This window comes from Dellaglioa sp. L3N, from assembly GCF_054941095.1.
Genome location: NZ_CM142928.1, coordinates 1,301,327 through 1,315,605, shown reverse-complemented (window position 1 = coordinate 1,315,605; position 14,279 = coordinate 1,301,327). Strand labels below are relative to the sequence as shown.

Here is a 14,279-nt window from a genome sequence, read left to right as displayed (position 1 = left end):
TAAATGAATTGGAGCGGATGAGTAAATGAGTTCAGACCCTGGTCACGAACTGCTGTTGCAGCTGATATTGTTAGTCATTTTGACATTAATTAATGCCTATTTTTCAGCTGCAGAATTAGCAGTAGTTTCAGTAAATCGTAATAAAATTGAGACAGAGGCGCAAGCCGGAGATAAAGGTGCTAAAAGAATTCTTGGTATTTTAAATAATTCAACTTCATTTTTATCAACGATTCAGATTAGTATTACTTTCGCTGGATTTTTGTCTTCAGCTTTTGCAGCAACAGCTTTAGCTAAATATGTTGAACCGGCATTCGGGAATGCAGTTTGGGCACATGATGTTGCAGTCGTTATTGTTACGTTGATTTTATCTTATTTTTCACTAGTTTTAGGCGAGTTATACCCTAAACAATTGGCATTACAAATGCCGGACAAAATTGCCAGAGCAACGACTGGACCTATTCAAGTTATCGCGATATTTTTCAAACCACTTAACTGGTTGTTATCAATTTCGCTTTTCGCTTTAGAAAAAATAACCCCAATCAAATTTAATAAAAATGATACAGAAGTGATTAGTCGACAAGAAATCGTTCGTGTGATTCAAACAGGTGAGGAACGTGGCGCCATTGATTCAGATGAATATGAAATGATGGAAGGGGTTATTTCGTTACATACGAAGTTAGCTCGTGAAGTTATGGTTGCTAGAACGGATGCATTCATGATTGATTTACAAAATGATAATGATCGTAATATTGATGCAATTTTAAAACAACCTTATTCTCGTGTACCCGTTTATAGTGATGATAAAGATAATGTTGTGGGTGTTATTCATATTAAAAATTTACTTAAATCTGCTAGAAAATATGGATTTGATAGAATTACGCTACGTCAAATTATGCAGGAGCCAATGTTTATTCCAGAAACAATGGCCGTTGATGATTTGTTATTTGAAATGAAGAAAACACATACGCAATTGGCTATTTTATTGGATGAATATGGTGGTGTTGTTGGATTAGCCACAATTGAAGATTTGATTGAAGAAATAGTTGGGGATATCGATGATGAATCTGATAAACCTGACGATACATTGAAAAAAATTAATGCACATGAATATATTGTGCAAGGTCGTATGACTCTTGATGATTTTAATGATGAATTTAATTGTGACATTGATGTCAAAGATGTGGATACAATTGCCGGATTCGTATTGACTGAATTAGGTCGAATTCCTGACGATAACGAACAATTGCAAGTTACGCTTGATAATGGTTTAATTCTGGAAACAGAAAAAATGGATGGCTCTCGATTAGTAGAATTGAAGGTTATTATTCGAGCCAGTGTACCAACTGATAATTTAAAAACGAAAGAATAAAATATGAGATAAGTAAAGTAAGGGATACAGAACGTAGTGGTTCTATTGCCCTTATTTTTTTACGTCGAAGTTCATTGTCATTTATGATAAACTATAAATAATATGTTTTAGAGAGGACAATTAATGAATACAGAAGAATTAGAGACTCAAGTCAAAAAACGTCGGACATTTGCGATTATTTCTCATCCCGATGCTGGTAAAACAACTATTACTGAACAATTGCTTTTATTTGGTGGTGTCGTTCGTTCTGCCGGAACTGTTAAAGGTAAAAAATCAGGGACTTTCGCAAAATCTGATTGGATGGAAATTGAAAAGAAACGTGGTATTTCTGTTACCAGTTCAGTTATGCAATTTGATTATGACGATAAACGCGTTAATATTTTGGATACACCTGGACATGAGGATTTTTCTGAAGATACGTATCGGACATTAATGGCTGTAGATTCTGCGGTCATGGTGATCGATTCTGCTAAAGGAATTGAACCACAAACAAAGAAGTTATTCCAAATTTGTAAAATGCGTGGCATTCCTATTTTTACATTTATCAACAAGATGGATCGTGATGGTCGCGAACCACTTGATTTAATGGCTGAATTGGAAGAGGTATTGGGCGTTGAATCATACCCAATGAACTGGCCAATTGGTATGGGTAAAGGCTTAAAAGGCTTATATGATATTTATAATCACCGTATTGAACTTTATCAAAAAGAAGATAAAGGCGGTAATTATGTTGACCTAAATGCTGCTGGTGAAATTGAAGGCGCTCATTCATTAAAAGAAGACAGTATCTATCAAGAAGTGCTAGATGAAGTTGAATTGTTGAGTGATGCTGGTAATACCTTTGATGAAGCCAAGATTGCGACGGGGGACTTAACACCTGTCTTCTTTGGATCAGCTTTAACAAACTTTGGTGTAAAAACGTTCTTAGACATTTATTTGAATTATGCACCAGCACCACAATCGCATAAAACGATTGAGGAAAAAATCATTCAACCTGTTGATGATCATTTTTCTGGTTTTGTTTTCAAAATTCAAGCGAATATGAATCCTAATCATCGTGACCGAATTGCATTTATCCGTATCTGTTCGGGAGAATTTGAACGTGGGATGGATGTTAAATTAGCAAGAACGGATAAAAAAATGCGTTTATCAAACTCAACGCAATTTATGGCCGATTCTCGTGAAGTCTTGGAATCAGCTGTGGCTGGTGACATTATTGGATTATATGATACTGGTAATTTCCAAATTGGTGATACAATTAGCAACATGAAGAAACCAATTACCTTTGAAAAATTGCCTCAATTTACACCTGAATTATTTATGAGTGTGACGGCTAAAAATGTGATGAAGCAGAAATCATTCCATAAAGGAATTCAACAATTGGTTCAAGAAGGTGCCGTTCAATTATATAGAAGTTACAATACTGGCGACTATATTCTTGGTGCTGTTGGTCAACTTCAATTTGAAGTTTTCCAATTTAGAATGTTAAACGAATATAACTCAGAAGTAATTACGACACCAATGGGTTCTAAAACAGCGCGTTGGATTGATCCTGAACAATTGGATGAAAAAATGTCGAGCTCTCGTAACTTACTTGTTAAAGATCGACAAGATTTACCCTTGTTCTTATTTGAAAATGCATTCGCAGAACGTTGGTTTGCTGACAAATATCCAGATGTTAAATTAACATCAAAACTATAAGAGCAACAAAAAAGGCATGCCATCTGGTATGCCTTTTTTGTTGCTCTTAGTTCAATGAGTAAGCTATTTTGATATAAGATTCGTTGATAAAGCCGCCATTTTTTAATTCAAACCAAACAATGCTATTTGGTGATGTTAATTGACTGATTAAAGTGACTTGTGTGTTATCTGCTAGAGTGCGTAACTTTTTGCCATAAGGTTCAGCGTAAATAGTGACTGATTTGTCAGGAATATAATCAATTAAAGCGGGTTGATTAACTCTTTTTTTTGTTAATTTATCGATTTCTTTTGTTGTTAATGAGGTGTAATCAGGTTGATCGATGAGATGGACATTGGATGTGTCTTCCAACCATTGATTACCACCCATACCGTACCAATGGGTGCCTGAATTAGTTTCAATTTTTTCAAATACTTGTAAAATACCACCGGCAGGCAAGAAAGCAGGATAAAAGTTGCCATCAGGGAGATCGAAGCAGCGTGCGCGTTCTGTAATCTGAATGTAGGCATCAATTTTGTCGACTGTTCGCCAATTTAAATTGCGGTAATAGTAGTAGATAGTCTGTTGTTCATTTGTGAAATTACCATAACTCGTTTTTGATGCACGCAATAAATTGAATCCAGGAATGTTCACAGGATCATATGTAAAAGGTTCATGTAATTGTCCGCGCAATAAAGTAGGAGGGCCAATGAGATAGCCACCATCAATATCTTGATTATAAATCCAGACGGCAGCGCCATGCTTTTTTTCATAACTTAAAATGATGGCGCCATAACTGGCTACAAAGGTACTTGTGAATCCAGAAATACCAATTAAATGATAATCTGGAATGGGGTCAAATTGAATTCTCAAATCACTGCCTTTGGTACCACTGATAATTTGAGGTCGTGACAAATTATGATCATCTTGATCTTTGTAGTAGATAATCATCGTGGCATCAGAAACAGATGTTGGTAAAAAAGTTTGATTTTCAATGACTTCATGCCTTTTTATTTTTGAAGGTTCTATTTTCTTAGTTGGATTTGAATTAAATGTGAATTGTATATCGGAAGTGGGATGAGGTTGACTTGGTTTTGTAAAAACAGACAACACATTCCGGAAGAAATCTCTTAAGGCGATTTTAATCAGCTCCATTCATTATCTAATAACACAATTATAACCTAAAAAGCTTAATTATTGGGAAAAAGTGTTTAAAAGATCATTTTATTTATTCAAAATGCGAATGAAAATAAAAAAAGGCGCTAACTTCAGAAAATTAATTCTGAGTTAGCGCCTTTAATTTGGTCTTTTATTCAGCTTTATCTGATTCTTTATCATCAGAAGGAGTATCTGATGAAATTTTAATTTCGTCTTTTTCAATCTTTGCAACCAATTTCGTTACATCAGGGTTATCAAGATAGAAGTCAGCAATTTGGTCTTCAATCTGTTCTTGGATAACACGTCTCAATGGACGAGCACCCATGGCAGGATTGTAACCCAAATCAACTAATTTTTCTTCAACACGATTTGTCACACGGAGTTCTAAGTTTTGATTTTTAAGAACATCATTTACATCGTTAAGCATCAAACTTACGATTGAAACTAAGTTTTCTTTGCTTAGTGGATTGAATTCAACGATATCATCAAAACGATTCAAGAATTCAGGACGGAAGTAGTTAGATAGTTTATCAATGATGGCATGTGTAGCACCATTAGATGTTGCACCAAAACCAACATTAGCTTCAGCATCAGCACTTCCGGCGTTTGATGTCATAATGATAATCGTATCTTTAAAACTTACTGTACGGCCTTGCGAATCTGTTAAACGACCGTCTTCAAGAATTTGTAAGAACATGTGCATAACATCAGGATGTGCTTTTTCAACTTCATCTAACAAGATTAAGCTGTATGGATTACGACGAACTTGTTCAGTTAATTGACCAGCTTCTTCGTAACCAACGTAACCAGGAGGTGAACCAATCAATTTAGAAACGGAATGTTTCTCCATATATTCACTCATATCAAAACGAATCATTGATTCTTTTGTACCAAATAATTCTTTAGATAGTTGTTTTGCAAGTTCCGTTTTACCAATCCCAGTAGGGCCAACAAACAGGAAGGAACCAATTGGGCGTCCAGATTTATTGAAACCAATCCGGTTACGACGAATGGCACGAGCTACTTTGTCGATGGCAGCGTCTTGACCAATGACGCTAGCTTGAAGGGAAGTGGCTAAATTTTTCAATTGTTGCTGTTCCTTTTCCTTCAATTCACCAACAGGGATATTTGTTTTTTCTTCAATAATTTGTTCCATTTCTTTTTCAGTCACAATTGGTAATTCATCAGAATCAGTGTTGCTATCTTGTAATTCTTTGAATTTAGCGACTTGATCACGGTAGTAAGCTGCTTTTTCATAATCTTCGTCACTCAATGCAGCTTGTTTTTGTGTTTCAGCATTCTTAATTTTTTCTTCAACCAATTTTGGATCAATTGCTTTAATGGTCAAATTCATTTTTGAACCTGATTCATCTAGTAAATCAATCGCCTTATCTGGTAAGAAACGATCTTGAATGTAACGGTCTGACAATGATGCGGCTGCTTCAATTGCTTCGTCACTGTAATGAACATGATGGTAGGCTTCATATTTCTTTTGAATCCCTTTTAAGATAACAATTGTTTCTGCAACACTAGGTTCATCAACTTGAATAGGTTGTAAACGACGTGCAAGAGCAGCATCTTTTTCAATTTGACGATATTCATTTAAAGTGGTTGCACCCACAAGTTGTAATTCACCTCGAGCAAGGGCTGGTTTTAAGACGTTACCAGCATCCATACCGCCTTCAGCATTACCGGCGCCAACGATTTCATGAATTTCATCAATAAAGAGGATGATACTTTTATCTTCTTTTAATTCTTTCATCAATTGTTGCATGCGTTCTTCAAATTGGCCACGAATACCGGTGCCTTGAACTAATGAAACAACATCTAAACGAATGACTTGTTTATTTAGTAGTTTTTGAGGAACGGCAGCGTCAACAATTTTTTGAGCTAAACCTTCAACGACGGCTGTTTTACCGACACCAGCTTCTCCAATTAAAACAGGGTTATTTTTGGTACGTCGGTTTAAAATTTCAATAATTTGATCAATTTCTTGGTCACGGCCAACGACAGGGTCAATGTTTCCTGCTCGAGCTTCATCCGTTAAGTTAAGACCAAATTGGCCAAGAACGGTATCTTTACCATTATTTTTATTACCGCCGCCATTTCTACCAGCTTGGGTAGGTGGTGTTTGGTCTCTTCTTTGTGAACTGTTATTTTGGTTATTTGGTGCAATTGCGTTGAACAATTCATCAAGGTTACCAAAGCTAAATGGATCTTGTTGGTTGTTGCGGATTTGACCATTGCTTAAACGGTCTTGTTCGTCTTTAAGCAATTGGTAACAATTTTGACATAAATTGTATTCTTGGTGTTGTCCATTTAAATTAGTTGATAAATGGATTGTTGCTTGATTGATTTGACAATTTTGACAGATCATATGTGTCACAACCTTTCGTATTTAATTCGTTATCGTTTATTTTATTTAAGATCAAAGTGGATTGACCATCTCTGACCTTCGATGATTATTATACAAAACTTAAAAAATTTCTGCAAGTAACTTGCCCTCACTTTTTTACATTTTATGAAGGCTAATCTATAATGAAATAGTATAGTAGATTTCAGTGAAAAGGGGTTTGAAAAATGAGTGAAGATTATAAAGCAAAGATTGATGCGTTGATTGCCGGCGAAATAGAGACCATCACCATTAATCCAGACGAATTTATGGCGTTTCAACTTGTTTGGCAAAAAGAAAAATTACGTAAGGCAATTGTTGGTAATGCACAAAGAGAAGGACAAATTATCTATAAATATGTTAGTTTAAAAAACTAAAAAAGTGGCTAAAGACTTGTATCATTTTTTAAAAAATGGTACTATTTATTTCTAGAGATTAATGTGTTTAACTTACTAATGAAAACGTGTTCTTTGCTTTTGTAAGTGGGTTGTACATTTTTCTAAAATAAAAAATATAGAACACCAAGGAGATATATAATCATGGAAAAGAAAGACTTTCACGTAATTGCAGAAACAGGTATCCACGCACGTCCAGCTACATTATTGGTACAAGCAGCAAGTAAATTCACTGCTGATGTTGCTTTGGTTTACGGAGAAAAATCAGTAAACTTAAAATCAATCATGGGTGTTATGTCATTAGGTGTTGGTCAAAACGCTGATGTTACAATCACTGCTGATGGTGCTGATGAAGCAGACGCAATCGCAGCTATTACAGAAACAATGACGAAAGAAGGACTTGCTGAATAATGTCGAAAATGTTAAAGGGGATTGCTGCTAGTGATGGTATTGCCATTGCTAAAGCATATATGTTAGTTCAACCCGATTTATCATTCTCGCAAGTAAGCATTGACAATCCAGAGTCAGAAATTAAACGTCTTGATGCTGCAGTTGCTGCATCAAGTGAAGATTTGAAAATAATCAAACAAAAAGCTGCAGAAAACCTCGGTGCTGAAGAAGCCGAGGTTTTTGAAGCTCATTTGACAATCCTTTCAGATCCTGAACTTATGGGTAACATTGGCGATAAAATCAAAAATGATAAGGTTAACGCTGAATCAGCATTGAAAGATGTAACAGATATGTTCATCTCAATGTTTGAAGGCATGACTGATAATGCTTATATGCAAGAACGTGCAGGCGATGTTCGTGATGTTACAAAACGTGTGATGAGCCATTTATTAGGCGTTTCGATTCCTAATCCTGCGCTTATTGACCAAGAAGTTGTGGTCGTTGCGCATGATTTAACACCATCGGATACTGCTCAATTAAATCGTAAATTTGTTAAGGGATTTATTACTGATGTTGGTGGACGTACGTCTCATTCTGCTATTATGTCTCGAACGCTTGAAATCCCTGCTGTTGTAGGTGCTGGTGATCCAACAACTGCAATTTCAGAAGGCGATATGGTGATTGTTGATGGTATCAACGGTGACGGAATTATCAATCCTTCTGCTGAAGAAATTTCAACATACGAAGCAAAGGCAAAAGCTTTTTCTGATCAAAAAGCTGAATGGAAAGAATTAAAAGACGCTAAAACAATTACGGCTGATGGCGTGCATTTTGATTTAGCTGCTAACATTGGTACACCTAAGGATGTTGCTGGTGCACAAGATAATGGTGCTGAAGCAGTTGGATTATTCCGTTCAGAATTCTTATACATGGATGCTAGTGAATTTCCTACAGAAGACGAACAGTTTGAAGCTTATAAAACTGCAGTTGAAGGAATGGACGGCAAACAAGTTGTTGTAAGAACAATGGATATTGGTGGCGATAAGGAACTACCTTACTTACCATTACCAGAAGAAATGAATCCTTTCTTAGGATACCGTGCAATCCGTATTAGTTTGGATCGTCAAGATATCTTTAGAACACAACTTCGTGCTTTGCTTAGAGCTTCTCATTATGGACAATTAGCAATTATGTTCCCAATGATTGCAACTGTTAATGAGTTCAAAGCAGCTAAGGCAATTTATGTTGAAGAACGTACTAAGTTAATTGACGCTGGGGTACCAGTAGCAGATAAACTTGAAGTTGGTATGATGATGGAGATTCCTGCTGCTGTTATGAATGGTGATCATTTAGCTAAATATGCTGATTTCTTCAGTATTGGTACAAATGATTTAATTCAATATTCAATGGCTGCTGATCGAGGTAATGAACAAGTTTCATACCTTTACCAACCTTATAACCCATCAATTTTACGTTTAATTAAAATGGTAATTGATTCGGCTCATAAAGAAGGTAAGTGGGCAGGTATGTGTGGTGAAATGGCCGGAGATCAAATTGCTGTGCCTATTTTAGCTGGAATGGGTCTTGATGAATTCTCAATGAGTGCATCATCAATCCTTAAAACACGTAGCTTAATGAAAAAATTAGATACAACAAAAATGAAAGAATTAGCTGATAAAGCTGTTACTGATTGTGAAACTAATGAAGAAGTTATTGCATTAGTTGAATCTTACATGAAGTAATTAATTTTTTTGAAAAACTGATAATTATGATTATCAGTTTTTTTTTGCGTTCAATTGGGAACAAATGAGAAAAATGGACTTCTATTGCATAACGGACTAGAAACCAATATAATTAAACTTATTATATCAAAACAGACAGGAGACCTTATCGTGAATATTGGGATTTTTACAGATACATATTTTCCACAAGTGAGCGGTGTGGCGACTTCGATAAAGACATTAAGAAATGAACTCGAAAAAGAGGGTCATACAGTTTATATCTTTACAACGACTGATCCACGAGTTGATAAAACAGTTTATGAACGTAATATATTTAGGTTTTCTAGCATCCCATTTATTTCTTTTACGGACAGACGAATCGCTGTTAGAGGCTTATTTCAGGCGTACCAAGTGGCTAAAGAACTAAACTTAGATGTTGTCCATACACAAACTGAATTTTCTATGGGCTGGATTGGTAAGTTTGTTGCGAGAAACTTAAAGGTTCCTTGTTTACATACGTACCATACGATGTATGAAGATTATTTACATTACATTGCAAATGGTAAACTATTGAAGCCTTATCATGTTAAACAAATGACGAAGACATTTACCTTCCATATGAGTGGAATTATTGCGCCAAGTGCTCGTGTTCAGAACTTGCTACAAGAATATGGTGTGAAATCAGAAATGCGCGTTATTCCGACGGGTGTGGATATTTCTCAATTTGAACAGGTGGAAACAGAAGATTATCGTGCTAAATTAGATATTGCCGAAGATCGTCCAGTGATGCTTGCGTTAAGTCGATTAGCATTTGAAAAGAATACAAAAGAAATTATTGACGGGATGCCAGCAATTATTGAGAAGATTCCAAATGTTTTATTATTGATTGTTGGGGATGGACCCGCCCGAGAAACACTTGAAGCACAAGTGGTTACTTTAAATTTACAAGAGAATATTCGATTTACTGGCGAAGTAGATAATGATGAAGTATGCCATTTTTATCAGTTAGCAGATTTATTTGTATCTGCTTCTGTGACGGAATCACAAGGCTTAACATTTATTGAAGCTTTAGCGGCTGGGACACCAGTGTTGGCTAAAACGGGTGAATATACCGATGAATTAATGGATCAACCAGAAATCGGTAAAACATTTGCTTCTGAAGCTGAAATGGTTACGGATATCATCTATTATTTCAATAAACGTAATGAAAAAATTAATCCAGAGCCTAGATTGGATAAGTTAAAAGAAATTTCGGCTGCAACCTTTGGGTCTAAAGTCGCTGCATTTTATCAAGATGCTCAGATTCAATATGTTGAAATGGAAGAAGATGACGAGATTAGTCATCTATAAAATGAATCTATTTTTAAAGGAGTTTCAATTATGCTATTAATTAATATGTTTTCTGCGGCCAATTCCGTCAAAGGGCAAGGGGTCGGTAGTGCGTATACTGAAATGATGAGGTTACTTAAAGATCGGTTTCCAACTGAATTTAAAATCAGTGTGAATAAATATAGTCGTTCTGATATTAGTCATTATCATACGATTAATTTTCCTTACTACCTTTCAACTTTTATGCCAGGTCGTGGTAAAAAGATTGGTTATGTGCATTTTTTACCAGAAACACTTGAGGGTAGCGTCAAAATTCCGCAACCGTTCAGAGCAATCTTTTATTGGTACGTGATTGCTTTTTATAAGAGAATGGATCATATTGTTGTGGTTAATCCAAGTTTTATTCCAAAGCTTGAGGCGTTTAAGATTCCAAAGGAACAAGTCACGTATATTCCTAATTTTGTTTCTAAAAAAGTTTTTTATGAAAAAACGGTTGAAGAAAAACAAGCATTCAGAGATCAATTAGGTATTTCTGCAGATAAATTTATTGTCTTTGGTGATGGTCAAGTTCAAGAAAGAAAAGGTGTGCCCGATTTTATTACGTTAGCAAAGCAAAATCCTGACATCCAATTTATTTGGGCTGGTGGTTTTTCATTTGGTAAGTTAACGGATGGTTATGCTGAATTAAAAAAAGTCGTTGATAATCCACCTAGTAATTTAATTTTTACTGGGATTATCGATCGTGAAGCGCTAGTGAATTATTACAATATTGCTAATCTTTTCTTACTGCCTTCTTTCAACGAGTTGTTTCCAATGTCAGTATTAGAAGCATTTAGTTGTGGGACACCTGTATTATTGCGCGACCTAGATCTTTATAAAGCGGTTATTGATGGTTATTATGATGCTGCAACGGATGTAGATGATATGCAAATTAAATTGAGAAAATTAAAAGAAGATTCTAACGCTTTATCAGCCTTACACGATAAAGCAGATCAGGCGTCAGCATACTATTCTGAAGATAGACTGGCTGAGATTTGGCATCAATTTTATTTGGACCAGAGCAAAGAGGACTAGAAAATGACGCGTAAAAATATAGGATTATTGACGTTAATGGTCATAATTGGAATTGGCATATTCGCTTTTTCCTTAAGAAATGTATCAATACAGTCACTGATTAAAGATTTAGTTCATATTAATATTTGGTGGCTGTTAGTGGCAATCCTTTGTATATGCATGTACTTTATACTTGAGGCGTTTGTGGTTAAGCGTTTTGTAAAAGGGCAACATAAAAAATTTACATTTAAAAATGCGATTCGAATTCCGTTGATTGAACAATTGTTTAATGGGATTACGCCGTTTTCAACGGGTGGCCAACCTGCGCAATTGTTTGCAATGGTGCAGTCAGGAGTTGATGCTGGACGTGCGAGTTCAATTTTATTAATGAAATTTGTTGTGTATCAAGCAATGATTGTCATTAATTTTGTCGTTTGTTTAGTCATTGGGTTTCAATATATTCAAGACAAAGTCCATTACTTGATGGTTTTTGTGATTTTTGGATTTGTCATTCATTTAGCTGTAATTGTTGGGTTATTAATGATTATGTATTGGTACACATTCACTAAAAAGTTGGTAGGTGTTTGTTTATCTGCTGTTAAGGTCTTTATCAAGGCTGAGCGTTTTGAACGGTTAAATAACAGCATCTATTCTAAAATAGCAAACTTTCATCAAGAGAGTTTGCGTATGAAAAATGAAAAGAAAATAATTTTTGACGTTTTTATACTAACGTTCTTTCAACTAGCATTCTACTATTTGATTCCATATTTTATTATGTTGTCACTGGGTTACACGTCAGTGAATGTCATCATGATTACGGCACTGCATGTGCTTATTGTGATGGTTATCTCACTCTTTCCAATTCCCGGTGGGACAGGTGGCGCAGAATATAGTTTTGCGATTGTTTTTTCTAGTTTTATGACAAGTAATAGTAAATTAGTTTTAGCGATGTTATTATGGCGTATTTTAACGTATTATGTTGGTCTATTTGCCGGTATGTTTGCATTAGTAGTTAATCCGGATAAGGTAGAAGAAATTGGACTTGATGATTAGTTAATCAAAGGGGACATTATGAAATTTACAAGAAGTGACTTAATTCAATTTATTTTGGAAATGACAGATACGATAGAGTCTTATCCATTTAATAAGGTAAGACCTAACCAAACAGTTGTGTGGACGATTATGAAACAGGTTGGTAGTGGGAAAATGATGGCTATGATTTTTGAAAAAGAGGATAAGCTATCATTAAATCTCAAACTAAAACCAGAACATGTTGAACAAATGAAACAGGTAGAGGGCATTACGGCTGGATTTCATATGAATAAAAAATATTGGATTACGATTGATATTAATCATGCGGATATCACACAAATTGAATTAGAGAACATGATGTATGAAAGTGACTCGTTAACAAAAAAATAAAAATAAGGTCCCAAATCATTCGGCAAAAGCGAAGTGATTTGGGACCTTATTTTATTAATAAATTATTTGTGTTGTGTCATGTAAGCATTTAATCGTTCCATACCAATAACTAAATTTTCCATACTTGCGGCATAACTTAAGCGAATATAACCTTTACCAGATTCGCCAAATGCAGTTCCTGGAATCAAAGCAAGTTTATTATTAAATGCTAAATCCTTACAAAAGGCCAATGCATCTTGATTATAGCCTTCAGGAATCTTAGCAAAAATATAAAAAGCACCACTAGGCTGGGCCATTTCAAAATTCATTTTTTTCATTTCAGTCATTACAAAATCACGGCGCTTTTTGTATTCGACATTCATAATACGACCGTCATCTTTACCATCACGTAAAGCGGCGACACCAGCACGTTGTGAAATGCTGGTCGCAGAAGTGACTAAGTATTGATGGACTTTCTTTAATTCATCCGTCATGGCTTTGGGTGCTAACAGGAAGCCAATACGCCAACCAGTCATCGCATGTGATTTTGATAAACCGTTAATTAACACTGTTTGATCACGGATATATTTAGCAATTGAAACATGTTTATGATCATAAGTTAATTCACTATAAATTTCATCACTGATAGCCCAAATCTTTTGTTTTCTAATTTCATCGGTAATGGCGATAATTTCATCTTCGGTCCAAGAAATCCCAGTTGGATTACTTGGGTTGATTAAGATGATACCTTTAATGTTCTCATCAGGATTATCTGCAACAGCTTGTTTAATCATATCAGGTGTTAACCTGAAGTTATTAGCACGCGTATCAATGTAGATTGGTTTGATGCGATTTAAGGTGATTAGAGGCATGTAACCAGGATAAAGTGGCATTGGTACCAGAACGGCGTCACCAGGGTTAAAAATAGTCTGTAGAGCAGTGGCAATAGCTTCGGTAGCACCAACTGTGACTAATATTTCTGATTGTGCATCATAACTAACGGCATATTTTTCATTGAAAAATTCACTGGCTGCTTCACGTAATTCAATATCACCAGCCATCCCCATATAATGTGAGTAATTTTCATTAATGGCTTCAATAGCAGCTTTTTTTATATGATCGGGGGTGTTGAAGTCTGGTTCACCCATGGTTAACTTGATCATATCAGGGATTTTGCTTACTTCATCATCGAATTGACGGATGTCTGAAACTTCTATTTTAAATACTTGATCGTTCAAATCATTTCTAAATAAACTCATTTTTTTCGGCCTCCAAGTCTAATAACTAATAGTTTAGCATAAAAACATGTTAAGAAACGATTATAATATGAGGAATCAGGTGTAAATGCATAGAAACTTTGGTATTATTAACTATGATATTGAAAGGGGAACAA

General features: G+C 35.3%; 12 protein-coding genes. 9 read left to right on the top strand and 3 right to left on the bottom strand.

Annotation, left to right across the window (positions count from 1 at the left end; genetic code table 11):
* Positions 1-25 precede the first annotated feature (25 nt).
* Positions 26-1,369 carry a hemolysin family protein gene (locus ACVPPR_RS06590; RefSeq protein ID WP_462303938.1) on the top strand — a complete coding sequence of 448 codons (1,344 nt, stop codon included), beginning with the start codon at positions 26-28 and terminating at the stop codon, positions 1,367-1,369.
* Between the two features lie 123 nt (positions 1,370-1,492).
* The gene (locus tag ACVPPR_RS06585; RefSeq protein ID WP_462303937.1) at positions 1,493-3,070 is read left to right on the top strand and encodes a peptide chain release factor 3; all 1,578 of its coding nucleotides are present in this window, start codon (positions 1,493-1,495) and stop codon (positions 3,068-3,070) included.
* Positions 3,071-3,116: 46 nt separating this feature from the next.
* Here the strand turns inward: ACVPPR_RS06585 and ACVPPR_RS06580 are convergent, their stop codons facing one another.
* The gene (locus tag ACVPPR_RS06580) at positions 3,117-4,202 is read right to left on the bottom strand and encodes a MucBP domain-containing protein (RefSeq protein ID WP_462303936.1); all 1,086 of its coding nucleotides are present in this window, start codon (positions 4,200-4,202) and stop codon (positions 3,117-3,119) included.
* A 154-nt stretch (positions 4,203-4,356) separates the two neighbouring features.
* Complete coding sequence (locus tag ACVPPR_RS06575) at positions 4,357-6,582, bottom strand: ATP-dependent Clp protease ATP-binding subunit (protein ID WP_462303935.1); 2,226 nt, start codon at positions 6,580-6,582, stop codon at positions 4,357-4,359.
* Positions 6,583-6,785: 203 nt separating this feature from the next.
* Between ACVPPR_RS06575 and ACVPPR_RS06570 the strand changes: the two genes are divergently transcribed.
* From ACVPPR_RS06570 to ACVPPR_RS06540, 7 genes are all read left to right on the top strand, one after another.
* Entirely contained in the window at positions 6,786-6,974 is a 189-nt protein-coding gene (locus ACVPPR_RS06570) for a hypothetical protein (protein WP_057973672.1), read from the top strand.
* A 162-nt stretch (positions 6,975-7,136) separates the two neighbouring features.
* A complete protein-coding gene (locus ACVPPR_RS06565; protein ID WP_462298619.1) occupies positions 7,137-7,403 on the top strand; it encodes a phosphocarrier protein HPr in 267 nt (88 codons plus the stop codon).
* Positions 7,403-9,124 (top strand): phosphoenolpyruvate--protein phosphotransferase, encoded by a 1,722-nt coding sequence (gene ptsP, locus ACVPPR_RS06560; protein ID WP_462303934.1) that lies wholly within the window; start codon positions 7,403-7,405, stop codon positions 9,122-9,124. The genes ACVPPR_RS06565 and ptsP overlap by 1 nt, the downstream gene beginning before the upstream one ends.
* A 150-nt stretch (positions 9,125-9,274) precedes the next feature.
* A complete protein-coding gene (locus ACVPPR_RS06555; RefSeq protein ID WP_462298617.1) occupies positions 9,275-10,453 on the top strand; it encodes a glycosyltransferase family 4 protein in 1,179 nt (392 codons plus the stop codon).
* 30 nt (positions 10,454-10,483) lie between these two features.
* Complete coding sequence (locus tag ACVPPR_RS06550; RefSeq protein WP_462298616.1) at positions 10,484-11,506, top strand: glycosyltransferase family 4 protein; 1,023 nt, start codon at positions 10,484-10,486, stop codon at positions 11,504-11,506.
* A 3-nt stretch (positions 11,507-11,509) separates the two neighbouring features.
* Positions 11,510-12,538 (top strand): lysylphosphatidylglycerol synthase transmembrane domain-containing protein, encoded by a 1,029-nt coding sequence (locus ACVPPR_RS06545; protein WP_462298615.1) that lies wholly within the window; start codon positions 11,510-11,512, stop codon positions 12,536-12,538.
* 18 nt (positions 12,539-12,556) lie between these two features.
* The gene (locus ACVPPR_RS06540) at positions 12,557-12,907 is read left to right on the top strand and encodes an MmcQ/YjbR family DNA-binding protein (protein ID WP_462303933.1); all 351 of its coding nucleotides are present in this window, start codon (positions 12,557-12,559) and stop codon (positions 12,905-12,907) included.
* 62 nt (positions 12,908-12,969) lie between these two features.
* Here the strand turns inward: ACVPPR_RS06540 and ACVPPR_RS06535 are convergent, their stop codons facing one another.
* Entirely contained in the window at positions 12,970-14,145 is a 1,176-nt protein-coding gene (locus tag ACVPPR_RS06535) for a pyridoxal phosphate-dependent aminotransferase (protein WP_462303932.1), read from the bottom strand.
* Positions 14,146-14,279 lie beyond the last annotated feature (134 nt).